This window comes from Klebsiella sp. 141240, assembly GCF_050600805.1.
Classification (GTDB): domain Bacteria; phylum Pseudomonadota; class Gammaproteobacteria; order Enterobacterales; family Enterobacteriaceae; genus Klebsiella; species Klebsiella aerogenes.
The window spans coordinates 155,115-168,984 of record NZ_JAQIRK010000007.1; the positions used below are offsets into that span (position 1 = coordinate 155,115).

The window sequence follows — 13,870 nt, forward strand, 5'->3', positions numbered from 1 at the left end:
TTATACCGCCTTACTCGGATCGAAGGCGTCGCGGACCGCTTCGCCAATGAAAATCAGCAGCGTCAGCAGCACCGCCACCGACAAAAATGCCGCCATCCCCAGCCACGGTGCCTGCAGGTTATTTTTCCCCTGCAGTAGCAGTTCGCCCAGCGACGGCGAACCTAGCGGCAGGCCAAAGCCGAGAAAATCGAGCGAGGTCAGAGTGGTTATCGAACTGCACAAAATAAACGGCAGGAAGGTGAGGGTGGCGACCATCGCATTCGGCAGCATATGGCGCAGGATAATATGGCGATCGCTGACCCCCAGCGCCTGTGCGGCGCGAATATAATCGTAGTTACGAGTGCGCAGGAATTCGGCGCGAACCACCCCGACCAGCGTCATCCAGCCAAATAAAACGGTGATCGCCAGCAGCCACCAGAAATCAGGTTGCACCACGCTTGAGAGCAGAATAATTAAAAATAGCGTCGGCATTCCGGACCATACTTCGATAAAACGCTGCCCCCACAGGTCGAGCTTCCCGCCGTAATAGCCCTGTAGCGCCCCGGCAAGTACGCCAAGCACGCTGGAAAAGAGCGTCAGCAGCAGGCCGAATAATAATGAGATCCGCGCGCCATAGAGGATCCGCGCGAATACATCGCCGCCGTTAGCGTCGGTACCCAGCCAGTTGTGCCGGGACGGCGGCGAAGGGAAGGGGCTGTCGGTGGCGAAATTGATGCTGGTGGCGCCGAAACGTACCGGAGCCCACAGCACCCAGCCGTTTTCCGCCAGCCGTTTTTGCAGCCAGGGATCCTGATAGTCGGCGGCGGTGGCAAAATCACCGCCGAAGGTTGTTTCGCTATAGGTTTTCAGCGCCGGTACGTACAAACTGCCGCGATACTGCACCAGCAGTGGCTTATCGTTGGCGATAAGCTCGGCGCACAGGCTACAAATAAACAGCGCCAGGAAGATCCATAGCGACCAGTAGCCGCGGCGATTGTGGCGAAAACGCGCCCAGCGAGCCTGATTAACGGGGGAGAGAAATGACATTAGCGGCCCTCGAAATCGATACGCGGATCGACCAGCGTATAGCTGATGTCGCTGACAATGTTTAATAACAGGCCGATTAACGTGAAGATATACAGAGTGCCGAACATCACCGGGTAATCACGCGACACGGTGGCTTCGTAGCCGAGCAGCCCAAGACCATTGAGCGAGAACATCACCTCAATCAGCAGCGAACCGGTAAAGAACATGCTGATAAAAGTGGCGGGAAAACCGGCAATCACCAGCAGCATGGCGTTGCGGAAAACGTGTTTCCACAGGATCTGTTTTTCCCCGACGCCTTTAGCGCGGGCCGTCACCACATACTGCTTGCGGATCTCATCAAGGAAACTGTTTTTAGTCAGCATCGTCAGGGCGGCGAAACCGCCGATCACCGTCGCCAGCACCGGTAAGGTGATATGCCAGAGATAGTCGGCGATCTTCTGATACCACGGCAGGCTATCAAAATTAGCGGAGACCAGGCCGCGCAGCGGAAAAAGATCGAAATAGCTGCCGCCGGCGAAGATCACGATCAGTAATATCGCGAACAGAAATGCCGGGATGGCGTAACCGATGATGATAAATGTGCTGCTCCAGACGTCGAAATGGCTGCCGTTACTGACGGCTTTACGGATCCCCAGCGGTATCGACACCAGGTAGATAATCAGCGTGCTCCACAGGCCGAGGGTAATAGATACCGGCAGGCTGTCTTTAATTAACTGCAGCACCGAGGCGCTGCGAAACAGGCTATCGCCAAAATCAAAACGCAGATAGTCGCCGAGCATCTTAAAGTAGCGTTCGTGAATCGGTTTATCGAAGCCGTAGCGGTGGGTGATTTCGGCAATCACTTCCGGATCGAGCCCACGTCCGCCGCGATAATGGCCTTCACTGATATTGCCGACGCCGGTACGCGCATGGCTGGCGCCCATACCGCTATCTCCTGCGCCGGGCAACCCGCTGCGGTCGCCGAACTCCACGGCGGCGATCGCCTGATCGACCGGACCGCCTGGCGCAATCTGCACGATAAAAAAATTGATGGTGATGATGGCCCAGAGCGTCGGGATCACCAGTAATAGTCGGCGGAGCAGGTAGGCGCCCATCTTAAATCCTTAACGTCGGTCCGCGGGAAGCCTGGCGGCTTTGTTAACATCGTACCACCAGCCATCAAAACCGGAGGAGTAGGTTGGGCGAGTTTGCGGGAAGGAGAACTTATTCCAGTAGGCCGTCCTGTCCTGCGCCATATACCACATCGGCAGCATGTAATAGTTCCAGGTCAGCACCCGGTCGAGCGCGCGGCCCAGCGGCAGAAGCTTCTGTTTGTTGCCCTGCCAGCGCACGATCTGCGCAATCAACGCGTCGACCGCCGGGTTCTGCACTCCCGGCGCGTTATAGCTGGAGTTAATATAGTCCGAGGCCCACGAAACCTGTAAACCCGTATCTGGCCAGGCGGTGGCGCGCCACAGTGAGGGCATCATGTCGTAATCGCGGCTCCGCAGTCGGCTGTTGGCCTGGGAGTTATCCACCTGACGGATATCCATCGTCACGCCTAAACGCTGCAAATTATGCTGGAACGGTAATACCCAACTGACGTTGCCGCCGGAGGCGAGCAGCAGCTCAAAACGCAGCGGTTTGCCGGTTTTGGCATTAACGCGCTGACGATTTTTTAGCACCCATCCCGCCTGGTTCAACAGGGCATCTGCTTTAAGTAAATTGGCGCGATCGAAACCATCGCCGTTGGAAACGGGCGGCTGATAAATCCGGGTAAAGACCTCTGGCGGCAAATCTTTTTTCAACGGCGCCAGCAAAGTGAGTTCATCGGCCTTCGGGTAATCACGAGCGGCATATTCTGTATTCTGAAAGTAACTGTTTGGCCGACTGTAGGCGCCGTAAAACAGCGCCTTATTCATCCATTCGAAATCAAATGCAAGGGTGATGGCTTCACGCACCTGGCGGTCGGCAAAGACCGGGCGCTGAGTATTAAAAGCCAGCCAGCGGGTATCCTTTGCCGAGGTAGTCGTGCGATCGTCTTTCACTATATAACCGTTGCTAAAGTTGCGCCCGATATAGCGCGTCGCCCAGTTTTTTGTCGAACTCTCCTCGCGCATATCTACCGCTCCGGCTTTGAAGGCTTCGAAAGCGACGTTATCGTCGAGATAGTAGTCATAGCGAATCGTGTCGAAGTTCCAGCGTCCGCGGTTCACCGGCAGGTCGGCGGCCCAGTAGTTCTCGACTCGCGAATAGACAATATATTGCCCCATCCGCCAACTGCTGATGCGATAGGGGCCACTGGCGAGCGGCGGTGTTGAAAGGGGATCGCTCAGTTTATGATGGCGCCAGAATGACGCGGGCATTACCGGCAGCGACAGCAGGCTGAGCATATTTTCTTTGCCCGGCTTGGCCAGTTCAATGCGCACCGTCAGTGGGGCGATGGCTTTGACGGTCGTTCCTTTATAGATAAGACGAAACTGCGGCACCCCTTCGGTCATAAATTTGTGGAAGGTGAAAGCAACGTCGCTGGCGGTAATCGGGCTACCGTCATGAAAGCGGGCTCGCGGGTTGAGGGTAATTTCCATCCACGAGAAATCATCAGTAAAGCGCGCGCGATCGGCAATCAGCGGGTAGTAGCTGCCCGGTTCATCGTCTGAGGTGGTAAACAGAGTGTCATACAGCGCATCGGTACGTACGCCGGGATTACCGCGCAGGGCGTAGCGGTTGAAATTGTCAAAGGTGCCAATGGCGGCAAGCGTGATACTGCCGCCTTTGGGCGCGTCCGGGTTGACGTAATCGAAGTGATGAAAGTCAACGGCATACTTTGGCTCGCCGATAATAGCGAACGCCTCGCTCTCTTTAATGGTTTGCGCCTGGCTACTAAGGCTAAATAAAGCCAGCAGCAGCAGGCCGATGCGCGCAAACATAGTTGGAATATCATCCTCTGACCATTAACCCCGGTAGTTTCGCATCATAAGCGACCCTCAGCGGCTTGTGAAATAATTTGCCGGCTCATCATGGGCGGCAACCAGTTTCTCCAGCGGCAGCGGGCGGCTGAAGCAGTAACCTTGTAGATATTTCACGCCGTGAGCGCGCAGCCATTCCGCCTGCTCCGGCGTTTCTACGCCTTCAGCCACGGTTTTCAGCTGCAGGCGGCGGCTTAGCGTTAAGACCGCATCCAGGACGGGAGAGGTGACGGTTTCGGTACCGATCGCCTGTACAAAACCACGATCGATCTTCAGATAATCAAAGTTATAGCGCTCCAGATAAATCAGCGCGCTGTGGCCGGTACCAAAATCATCAATAGCAATTTCGAAGCCCTGCTGATGCAGCCACTCAAAAATGGCCATCGACTGGTTTTTATCGATCATCGAGCGTTCGGTTATTTCCAGCACGACGTCGAAGTAGTTTGCGGGTAACGCGGCGGCAAAACGTTGCATATCTTGCTGAAAATCGGCGGCATGCAGGTGGGTGGGCGAGATATTCAGGCCAAGCTTGGTACCGCGCGGCAAAATACTCTGCAGAGTCGGCGCGTCGCGGGCGATCAACATTAACAGGTGATGAGTAAGCGGCACGATCATTTGCTGCGTTTCCGCCAGATTAATAAAGACGTCTGGCGGGATCTCGCCAACCACCGGATGCCGCCAACGCATCAGCACTTCAACGCCGCTAATTTGCAGGGTGTCGGCTTTTACCACCGGCTGGTAGACCACGTAGAACTGGTTGTTTTTGATCCCCAGCTGGATTGATTTCCGCGGATCGGATTTGATCGTCAAAATGTAGTAGCTGAGTAAGCCTGCGAGCATACCGCATACCACGCCAAGCAGCAGGGCGAACTGGGTATTCTCGCCAAGCCAGCTGTTGGAAAAGAGATACACTTTTAGCGGTAGCCCCGGAACCTGAATCTGGCGTATCGGCTCATTGGGCAATGATAGCGGGTCGATAATTTTGCTGCTGAAGGTAGAAATTGCAGTATGGCCGATGGCCAGTGCAATACCGTTGAAGTCATTCTGCCGTGCGGTATAGAGGATATAAGGCGTCAGATTAGCATTGATGGATACAAAAATGCCGCTGTCTCGATCGCCGGGACGTTGCACCCACATTGCCAACGCGGCGGTGTCCGGCATCATCGGTGTGCCCTGGAGGATGGCCATATCCAGGGCTTTATTTGTATCAAGCTGCGGTATCAATTGTTTAAACGGTGTGTTCATTGCGCCGGTGGCGGATGAACAGAACGCTTTACCGTTTTTCACCAGCAGGAAGGCGCGTACGTTCGGACTAAAGGCGGCGCTGGCGGCCAGTCCGGAGTCAACATGCTCGCAGGGCTGATCGAGCAGAGGCTGCAGGCCATCGATGGTTTCGCTTAAATCGGCGAAATAACTATTAAGGTAGTGACTGACGTTATTGATTATCTGATCGAAACGTTCAGAGCGGTTGTGGTAGATAACCATAAACTGGATGCTGCCGGCCAGTAGCGCGACGGCAACGCCAATGCAAATACTGGTAAGCCAGATTTTACGTCGGGGTGAAAAGTAGCGGGTTAGCATAGGCCAGAATCTGTCCGTATTATTGAATCATGCCAATGGGGTGCCAGAAGAGTATGGTTCCATTTCCTTTAAAAGGCATAGCTTGTAAAGACATAGCTTATTTTGCGGAGTTCATCGGCGGAAAAGCAAAAAAAACACTGCCGGGGCAGTGTTTTTTCATTTCTCACCGTCAGCCAAGGGATAACCGACGGTAAGAAGAAGGATCAGGAACGACTCAGAACGCGACGCGCTTCGTTATAGCGCTTTTTCCAGTATGGCTCATCCAGGCTTGAGATGGTGACGCCGCTGCTGGTAGAGGCATGTACAAACTGGTTGTTGCCGATGTAGATACCAACATGACGGCCCGTAGAGCCAGCACGGAACAGCACTAAATCACCGGTACGCAGTTGAGTGCGCGAAATCGATTTGCCGGAATCCTGCTGCTCGGAAGTTGAGCGTGGCAGTTCCAGACCAAATTGTTCACGGAAAGTACGCTGCACGAACGCCGAGCAATCGATCCCTTTCCGGGTGCTGCCGCCAAGGCGGTAACGCACGCCTTTCCAGCTAGCATACTGGTCCATCAAGCGGGACTTCACGTCCAGGTTGCTGACCATTTTTTCAAATTCATCCTGAGAGGCTTGCAGTGATGATAAATCTCCACTACCCACAGCATGCGTCTCAGAATGCATATTCTTGGCGGTACTTGTTGAACTACACGCGGAAAGCAGAACCGCAACTGCAATCGCGGGGACGACCCGCAAGATATATCTCAAAATCGGCTGAGATTTGACCATTATGTTTATTTTCCCTTGTTGTCCTTAACGACAATGTCGTTATAAAAAATGCCAAACGTGGTAGAGCCTAGATTCCAGAAAGCAATGAGACAATTCCTTAAGCCTAAAAATGTGGAGTACCGCACATTTTTATTCAGATGATGAATTGTGTTGCTTGGGAAGGCAAAACGAGAAAGAGATTACCCTATCAAACGTGGGATGGCGAGCGGTTTTGCGCGATTTCTTATAAGTATTTTTGCGACAAAAAGTGAATCATCGGCAAAGGGGAAAATAGCGCCTTTTTTGGCTGAAAAATATGCAATATCTTCATTTCAATGATGATTAATGTGACAGGAAGATGATGTCGCGAATAAATCATCAGCAAATATAAAAAAAGGGGTCAGAACGACCCCTTATGGATAATATTAATAAAATGTAAAAATGATCTTATTTTTTTGCTATTCCACCCGGAAGCGAACGGTCAAACCAGGCGATCAACTTATCGGAAAGCGAGGTCATTAATACCCACGGCGCGCCTATCAGCACCGCGCTGAGCGAACCTACGGCAATATCGGTGAACCAATGGGCGCCGATCATCACTCGCGGGAAAGCAAAAACCACAAAAATAACCAGTGCAATGATAAATGCCCGGCGGCCGAAATATCGCCACATAAACGAGGCGAAAATGAGCAACATCATGCCGTGGTCGCCCGGAAAGCTATCTTTTGAAGCGTCTTTGGTTGGCAGTGAGACCACGTCGCTGACTTTCGTAATATCCGTAAAGAACAACGAAGGGCTGGCGCGCTGTACCGGCATCAAATGCTGGGCAAGTTGATTGATAATCACCGCCGCGAGCAACATCACCAGCCCCATAAGGATAATGCGGCGGCGTTCAGCGCTCTGCGCTTTGATCCAAAAATTGAGCATCAGACAGCCCATCGCCAGCAGCGAGCAGGCGTCGAAAGCGCGATTGTTGATGATGGCTAACAGCCAGGCATACGCGTGGTTGGTGCTCACGCCCTGGTTAAAGAAGTGAAAAATAGCCGAGTCAAGCGGGAACCAGAAACCGTGGTTTGCCGGTAGATACCAGGAACAAAATAAGGCCACGCCCGCGGCGTTCAGCAGCAAGATTAGGGGTATACGGTTTTTAGTCATAACGAATGCGATTTTTTTAAACAGCGGCCAAAAATAGCCGCATTAACTTAAACGAAGCTTCAACAGCGAGGACTGCAGGGCATTCCAGTCAACTTCTGACTCGGAAATCAGTTCGATGCGGCTATCCGGCGGCGGCGCGTTTTGGGTTTCGATGTGCAGATCGAGTCCCTGGAGGTTGATTCGCACCAATCCTTCAGCGATACGCATCACGCCTTTCACCCGGCCAACCGGCGCCAGGCGCGCCCATTCCAGCAACCCAACGGTGTCAAATTGGGTATCAGCATCAAAAATCCAGCCGCAGGCATGGTATCCCTGGCCGCTGTTAACACTGCGACGCCAGCGTTGATGCGCCGGTAGATTTAACGCCGCCAAACCCTGCTTTTGTCCGTGACTGTGCACGTGGTCCGGGCTTGCCGGCAGCGGCGCGGTGTTGCGGCGCGGCAGATCCAGCAGCGCGCGATCGATATTGCCCTGGGTGGCGGTCACCTGCAGGCGCTCGCCGGCGTACTGTTGCCACCAGTTGGCAAAAGCGGCATCGCTTTCCGGCGTCGCACGGTCGCTTTTATTAGCCACGATCACATCGGCGGCGGCCAGTTGATCGCGGAAATTTTCATTAGCGACGATCTTCTCTTCCAGCAGCTGGCGCGGATCCAGGATGCACAGCGTCGCGCGCAGATCGATCCAGGGTTCATAGACGGCAGCGGTGAGGATATCGAGAATTTGCTTCGGATGGCCCAGTCCGGTTGGCTCAATCAGCAGACGATCCGGCTTTCCCTGACGCAGCAGCGTATTGAGCCCAACCTGCATCGGCAGACCGTTGACACAGCACATGCAGCCGCCGGGGATCTCTTTTAGCAACGCGCCGCTTTCCGCCAGCAGGGCGCCGTCGATGCCGACTTCGCCGAACTCGTTGACCAGCACGGCCCATTTTTCATTTGCAGGCTTGTGGGCCAGTAAATGAAGAATCGAGGTCGTTTTGCCGCTGCCGAGAAAGCCCGTGATCAGGTTAGTTTTGGTCACAATTTCTCCAGCATAGAAATGTAATGTTGTAACAGTTGCGACTATCCTGACGAAAAAAAGGGGAAAAGAGAAGGGTTACTGCGGACAGAAAAGCATTCTGTCCGCTAAACAGCAGAAATTGTTAATTACGCAGCGCGGTAGCCACGGCTTCGCGGGCACCCGATTTAGCCAGTTGATACCAGGCTGAAGTGATTTCCTCGACAAACAGTGGGTTGCCCGGCAGGTCCTGACCAAATATCTCCTGCAGGTTAAGCAGGGCGCTGACGCGCTCGTCCGGCTGGCTGGTAGCGACCAACTGTTTGATTTTGTCGACCAGCGGGTCGCGCACGTCAATGGCCTGCCCGGCGTCGTCGACGCCGCTTACATAACGCATCCAGCCAGCCACGCCCAGCGCCAGCAGCGGCCAGCGGCTGCCGTTTGCCAGATGAACGCGAATACTATCGAGCATCCTCTGCGGCAGCTTTTGGCTGCCGTCCATGGCGATTTGCCAGGTACGATGCTTTAACGCCGGATTGGCGAAGCGCGTTATCAGGCTGTCGGCATAGGCGACTAAATCCACGCCGGTAATCGATAGCGTTGGCGCTTGTTCATCCAGCATCAAGCGGCGGGCGGCATGGCGGAAAACATCATCCTGCATGCAGTCGCTAACGTGCGCGTGCCCCGCCAGGTAGCCCAGCCAGGCGAGGAAGGAGTGGCTACCGTTGAGCATCCGTAGTTTCATTTGTTCCCACGGCAGGACGTCGTGGGTCATCTGTACCCCCGCCGTTTCCCAGGCCGGGCGTCCAGCGACAAAATTGTCTTCCACAACCCATTGAATAAACGGTTCGCAGCTGATGGCGCAGGGATCTTCAACGCCCAGCACGGAGGCAATCTCCGCCAAAGATTCTTCGGTGGCGGCCGGGACGATGCGGTCAACCATGGTGCCGGGGAAGCTGACATGTTCAGCAATCCAGTTTGCCAACTCCTGGCTTCGTTTCTCCGCCATACCGAGGACGGCGTTTTTCACGACGTGACCATTGTCGGGAATATTGTCGCAGGAGAGAACGGTAAAAGGGGCGAGTCCGCGTTCGCGGCGGCGATTGAGCGCTTCAACTAAAATACCGGGAGCCGACTGCGGCAGCGTCGGGTTTTCCAGATCGTTAACGATGCGCGGCTGGGTTGGATCCAGTTTACCGGTCGCCGGATCGATGCAATAACCTTTCTCGGTGATCGTCAGCGAAACGATAGCCACCTGCGGTTCGCAAAATTTTTCGATAATCGCTGCCAGAGAATCAAGTTTGGCATTCAGGCATTCATGTACTGCGCCAACCACGATCGGCTGGTTCCCCTCAGCGCCTTTTTCCAGCACCGTAAACAGGTGGTCTTGCGCACGCAGTTGGCTCATCAGCTTATCGCCGCTGAACAGGCTGATTTCACAAATTCCCCAGTCGCCGCCGCTGGCGTTAAGTACCCGGTCGGTCAGCAGCGCCTGATGCGCGCGGTGAAACGCGCCAAAACCCAAATGTACGATACGCGAGCGCAATTGGCGGCGATCGTACTGCGGAAGTTGTACGCTTGCGGGTAGCGCGGCGGTAGCGATAGTTGTCATTTTTATACACCTGATTAACCAATGATTAACATGAGGTAGTGTAAAGTTATATGACAGCAATTTAAATTGGTAAGCCGAATTTATCCGCTTAGTGTGAGCTGGATCAATCAATGATACGGGCGAAATTGACCATTCAGCAGAAGCATGTATGGTAGTCGCCATAAGGTTTCACATTATTGGTATAACAACTTAAAGAGGGCATTGCGATGGAGCAAACCTGGCGTTGGTATGGACCGAACGATCCGGTATCGCTTGATGATGTGCGCCAGGCGGGCGCCACGGGCGTCGTGACCGCGTTGCATCACATTCCTAATGGTCAGGTCTGGCCGGTTGAAGAGATTCAGCAGCGTTTAGCGCTGCTGGCGGAAAAAGGCCTGAGCTGGTCGGTGGTTGAAAGTATCCCGGTTCATGAAGATATCAAAACCCACAGCGGGCAATATGAGACGTGGATTGCCAACTACCAGCAGAGCATCCGCAATCTGGCGGCCTGCGGTATTGATACCGTGTGCTATAACTTCATGCCGATTCTGGACTGGACGCGTACCGATCTGGAATATCAGCTGGCCGATGGCTCCAAAGCGCTGCGTTTTGACCAGATTGCTTTCGCCGCTTTTGAACTGCACATCCTTAAACGTCCGGGCGCCGAAGCTGACTACAGCGCTGAAGAACAGCAGCAGGCTGAAGTTTACTTTAAGGCGATGAGCGAGGCGGATATCGACAAGCTGACCCGCAATATCATCGCCGGCCTGCCGGGAGCGGAAGAGGGCTATACCCTCGATCAGTTCCGCGCTCGTCTGGCGGAGTATGACCACATCGATAAAGCGCAGCTGCGTGAGAACATGGCTTACTTCCTGCGGGCGATTGTGCCGGTGTGCGAAGAAGTCGGCGTGCGTCTGGCGGTTCACCCGGACGATCCGCCGCGTCCGATCCTCGGCCTGCCGCGTATCGTGTCGACTATCGAAGATATGCAGTGGTTGAAAGAGACGGTAGACAGCATTTATAACGGCTTTACCATGTGTACCGGATCCTACGGCGTGCGCGCCGATAACGATCTGGTGAAGATGGTGGAAACCTTCGGCGATCGTATCCACTTTACCCATTTGCGTTCTACCTGCCGTGAAGAGAATCCTAAAACCTTCCACGAGGCGGCGCATCTGAATGGCGACGTCAATATGGTGGCGGTGGTCAATGCGATCCTCAGCGAAGAGCTGCGTCGTAAGAAAGCCGGCGATCTGCGCCCGATTCCGTTCCGTCCGGATCACGGCCATCAGATGCTTGACGATCTGCGTAAGAAAACTAATCCCGGTTATTCGGCGATTGGCCGCCTGAAAGGCATGGCGGAAGTGCGAGGCGTTGAGCTGGCGCTGAAGATGACCAAATACCCTGAGCTGCTGTAATCGGGGTGTAGGGTAAAGAAAAAGGACAACCGGTGGTTGTCCTTTTTTGTGCCAGATATTGGCAGCGGGTAGCCCGGGTAAGGCGCGCAGCGCCGCTATCCGGGAAGAGTCCGGCCTGCGCGACGCTGGGCCGGGCAACCGTCAGAGGCGGTAGGTTAGTCCGCGCGGCCCATATAGCGGCACTCTTCGATATGAATGCGGATTTTCTCGCCGCTGGTCAGGTATTCCGGAACCTGAATCACCAGCCCGGTGCTCATGGTGGCCGGTTTGGTGCGCGAGCTGGCGGAGGCGCCTTTAATGCCCGGCGCGGTTTCTACGATTTCCAGGTCAACGGTCTGCGGCAGTTCCAGCGCCAACAGCTGGCCATCCCAGGTCAGAACCTGCATATCCGGCATGCCGCCTTCAGGGATAAACTGCAGCTCTTCTTCGATCTGCTCTTTGGTGAAGGTATACGGGGTATAGTCTTCTTTATCCATGAACACGTATTCGTTGCCATCGACGTAGGAGAAGTCAACGAAACGACGGGTCAGGGTCACGGTATCGACGATGTCGTCGCCCTTAAAACGCTCTTCTACTTTCAGGCCGGTACGCACGTCGGAAAAACGCATTTTGTACAGCGTTGCTGCGCCACGGGCGCTTGGCGACTGAATATCAATATTTTTAACAATCAGCAGTTTGCCGTTGTAATTCAGCACCATACCTTTTTTAATTTCATTCGCTCTTGGCATTGCAGTAATCCTGTCACTTAAAGGGTCAAAAATATCGCGTAAAACTACTCGCGCCGGGCCTTTCAGGCAAGCGGAATTCGCGACTTTTGCTATCTCTCGGCAAATCTTCGAGCGGCGCTGCTGAAAAAGCCGTATCGCCAGCTTCAGCTTTCCTGATAGCCGATATTTTGCTACTGTCCGCCTCCCACTCATTAAGGAGTCAGGTATGGAATGTCGCCCGGACTGCGGAGCCTGTTGCACCGCGCCGTCCATCTCAAGCCCCATTCCCGGAATGCCTGACGGCAAGCCGGCCAACACCCCATGCGTGCAGCTGGATGAACATCTGCGCTGCAAGATTTTTGCCTCGCCGCTGCGCCCTAAAGTCTGTGCAGGTTTACAGCCGGCCGCGGAAATGTGCGGCAGCACGCGTCAGCAGGCGATGGCTTATCTCATTCATCTCGAAGCGCTGACCGCGCCCTAAACGTCTTTAATACGCCACAGGCAGACCTGGGCGATAATTCCCATCATTAGCGCAATCCAGAACACCGCGTGATAGCTCCAGATTTCCGCGACGACGCCCGCCAGCGAGCCGGCGATGATCCAGCCGACGCGCGTGGTATTGGTATACAGCGTGGTCGCCGCGCCCGCCTGACCCGGCATCAGATCCTGAAAATAGAGCATACCGATGCCGGCCAGGATCCCGATGTAAATCGCGTTCAGCGCCTGCATCCCCAGCAGCAGGGCTGGAGTATGGACAGTCAGCATACCGACATAAAACAACAGCCCGGCAAGCGCGGCAATGCGCATCAGCAAGCGCTTACCAAAGCGTTTCGCGTAATAACCGGCAATCAGCATGGTGGGGATTTCCAGCCCGGCGGCGGTCCCCATCATCAGCCCGGCCAGTTTCTCCGGCAGATGCAATTCATTAATGATAAACAGCGGCATATTAATGATATAGAGGCTGTTGGTGCCCCACATTAACGTACAGATGCTGAACAGCAGCAGCGCGTCGCGGCGGTTGGTGCGCGGCGCTTCAAGATGAGCACCGGCGGTTTTGCTCTCTTTACGCATGCTGGGCAGGAAGAACCAGACCATCAGCGCACAGACGATGAACGCCACGGCGGCGCTGAGATACATCACGGTAAAACCAAAACCCATTGCCAGCGCGTAGGCCAGCGGCGGGCCGATCACCCACGCCAGCGATACCTGCGCGCGCAGAATGGAGCTGAACATCACCGCCTCGCGCCCGGTTTTGTCCGCGTGTTCGCGGGCGAGGGCGAACATTTGCGGGTTGGCGGTAGAGCCAAAACTACTGAGAAAGACGCCGACGAACAGCAGAATAAAGTAGTTGCGGTTCCAGGCGAACAGCACGCAGGCCAGCACCCCCAGCAGGCAGCAGGCGACAATCAGCTGCTTGCGATCGCCTTTACGATCCGAACGCCCGGCAAGAAACTGGCTTACCAGAATGCCGATGACCGCGCTGCCGGTAAAAAAGAAGCCGACCATTGCCGGGCGCACGTGCACCTCGTTGGTCAGAAACAGGCTCAGGGTCGGGGTTTGTAAAGCGCCAGCGATCCCGGTCAGGAAGGCGACAATTAAAAAGGCTGAGGATGTCAGGTCAAACCCGCGGCGGGGAAGGGCGGCGCTACTGTTTTGCATGCTGGAATATCGTTGGTTTCAGGAGAGGCGAAGTTTA

12 protein-coding genes are annotated in these 13,870 nt (G+C 54.7%); 2 read left to right on the forward strand and 10 right to left on the reverse strand.

Going from position 1 to position 13,870, the window contains the following annotated elements; translation table 11 throughout:
* The 8 genes from PGQ95_RS14835 to PGQ95_RS14870 form a co-directional block, all read right to left on the reverse strand.
* The gene (locus PGQ95_RS14835) at nucleotides 1–1,026 is read right to left on the reverse strand and encodes a microcin C ABC transporter permease (RefSeq protein WP_047043209.1); all 1,026 of its coding nucleotides are present in this window, start codon (nucleotides 1,024–1,026) and stop codon (nucleotides 1–3) included.
* The gene (locus tag PGQ95_RS14840) at nucleotides 1,026–2,120 is read right to left on the reverse strand and encodes a microcin C ABC transporter permease YejB (protein ID WP_020078276.1); all 1,095 of its coding nucleotides are present in this window, start codon (nucleotides 2,118–2,120) and stop codon (nucleotides 1,026–1,028) included. The genes PGQ95_RS14835 and PGQ95_RS14840 overlap by 1 nt, the downstream gene beginning before the upstream one ends.
* A 9-nt stretch (nucleotides 2,121–2,129) precedes the next feature.
* Nucleotides 2,130–3,935 (reverse strand): extracellular solute-binding protein, encoded by a 1,806-nt coding sequence (locus PGQ95_RS14845; protein ID WP_430918533.1) that lies wholly within the window; start codon nucleotides 3,933–3,935, stop codon nucleotides 2,130–2,132.
* Between the two features lie 57 nt (nucleotides 3,936–3,992).
* On the reverse strand, nucleotides 3,993–5,555 hold the full coding sequence (locus PGQ95_RS14850; RefSeq protein ID WP_430918535.1) for a cyclic di-GMP phosphodiesterase: 1,563 nt from the start codon (nucleotides 5,553–5,555) through the stop codon (nucleotides 3,993–3,995).
* 203 nt (nucleotides 5,556–5,758) lie between these two features.
* Nucleotides 5,759–6,328 carry a bifunctional murein DD-endopeptidase/murein LD-carboxypeptidase gene (gene mepS, locus PGQ95_RS14855; protein WP_047043201.1) on the reverse strand — a complete coding sequence of 190 codons (570 nt, stop codon included), beginning with the start codon at nucleotides 6,326–6,328 and terminating at the stop codon, nucleotides 5,759–5,761.
* A gap of 426 nt (nucleotides 6,329–6,754) precedes the next feature.
* Nucleotides 6,755–7,462: a phosphatase PAP2 family protein gene (locus PGQ95_RS14860; protein ID WP_087860148.1), complete on the reverse strand. Its 708-nt coding sequence runs from the start codon at nucleotides 7,460–7,462 to the stop codon at nucleotides 6,755–6,757.
* Between the two features lie 42 nt (nucleotides 7,463–7,504).
* Nucleotides 7,505–8,482 carry a CobW family GTP-binding protein gene (locus PGQ95_RS14865; protein WP_430918537.1) on the reverse strand — a complete coding sequence of 326 codons (978 nt, stop codon included), beginning with the start codon at nucleotides 8,480–8,482 and terminating at the stop codon, nucleotides 7,505–7,507.
* Nucleotides 8,483–8,603: 121 nt separating this feature from the next.
* A complete protein-coding gene (locus tag PGQ95_RS14870; protein WP_430918539.1) occupies nucleotides 8,604–10,070 on the reverse strand; it encodes a mannitol dehydrogenase family protein in 1,467 nt (488 codons plus the stop codon).
* Nucleotides 10,071–10,276: 206 nt separating this feature from the next.
* Between PGQ95_RS14870 and uxuA the strand changes: the two genes are divergently transcribed.
* Nucleotides 10,277–11,467, forward strand: a complete 1,191-nt coding sequence (gene uxuA / locus PGQ95_RS14875; protein WP_087860151.1) for a mannonate dehydratase — start codon at nucleotides 10,277–10,279, stop codon at nucleotides 11,465–11,467.
* A gap of 155 nt (nucleotides 11,468–11,622) precedes the next feature.
* Here uxuA and yeiP read toward each other — a convergent pair whose 3' ends face one another.
* The gene (gene yeiP / locus PGQ95_RS14880) at nucleotides 11,623–12,195 is read right to left on the reverse strand and encodes an elongation factor P-like protein YeiP (protein ID WP_015365690.1); all 573 of its coding nucleotides are present in this window, start codon (nucleotides 12,193–12,195) and stop codon (nucleotides 11,623–11,625) included.
* Nucleotides 12,196–12,400: 205 nt separating this feature from the next.
* Between yeiP and PGQ95_RS14885 the strand changes: the two genes are divergently transcribed.
* The gene (locus PGQ95_RS14885) at nucleotides 12,401–12,655 is read left to right on the forward strand and encodes a YkgJ family cysteine cluster protein (protein ID WP_015365691.1); all 255 of its coding nucleotides are present in this window, start codon (nucleotides 12,401–12,403) and stop codon (nucleotides 12,653–12,655) included.
* Here the strand turns inward: PGQ95_RS14885 and setB are convergent.
* A complete protein-coding gene (setB, locus tag PGQ95_RS14890; protein ID WP_087860152.1) occupies nucleotides 12,652–13,833 on the reverse strand; it encodes a sugar efflux transporter SetB in 1,182 nt (393 codons plus the stop codon). The two genes, PGQ95_RS14885 and setB, sit on opposite strands and share 4 nt — an antisense overlap.
* Between the last annotated feature and the right edge of the window lie 37 nt (nucleotides 13,834–13,870).

Bases quoted from the DNA above. Each gene is read 5' to 3' on its own strand.
- PGQ95_RS14835 (WP_047043209.1), bottom strand. From the start codon at position 1,026: ATGTCATTTCTCTCCCCCGTTAATCAGGCTCGCTGGGCGCGTTTTCGC.
- PGQ95_RS14840 (WP_020078276.1), bottom strand. From the start codon at position 2,120: ATGGGCGCCTACCTGCTCCGCCGACTATTACTGGTGATCCCGACGCTC.
- PGQ95_RS14845 (WP_430918533.1), bottom strand. From the start codon at position 3,935: ATGTTTGCGCGCATCGGCCTGCTGCTGCTGGCTTTATTTAGCCTTAGT.
- PGQ95_RS14850 (WP_430918535.1), bottom strand. From the start codon at position 5,555: ATGCTAACCCGCTACTTTTCACCCCGACGTAAAATCTGGCTTACCAGT.
- mepS (WP_047043201.1), bottom strand. From the start codon at position 6,328: ATGGTCAAATCTCAGCCGATTTTGAGATATATCTTGCGGGTCGTCCCC.
- PGQ95_RS14860 (WP_087860148.1), bottom strand. From the start codon at position 7,462: ATGACTAAAAACCGTATACCCCTAATCTTGCTGCTGAACGCCGCGGGC.
- PGQ95_RS14870 (WP_430918539.1), bottom strand. From the start codon at position 10,070: ATGACAACTATCGCTACCGCCGCGCTACCCGCAAGCGTACAACTTCCG.
- uxuA (WP_087860151.1), top strand. From the start codon at position 10,277: ATGGAGCAAACCTGGCGTTGGTATGGACCGAACGATCCGGTATCGCTT.
- yeiP (WP_015365690.1), bottom strand. From the start codon at position 12,195: ATGCCAAGAGCGAATGAAATTAAAAAAGGTATGGTGCTGAATTACAAC.
- PGQ95_RS14885 (WP_015365691.1), top strand. From the start codon at position 12,401: ATGGAATGTCGCCCGGACTGCGGAGCCTGTTGCACCGCGCCGTCCATC.
- setB (WP_087860152.1), bottom strand. From the start codon at position 13,833: ATGCAAAACAGTAGCGCCGCCCTTCCCCGCCGCGGGTTTGACCTGACA.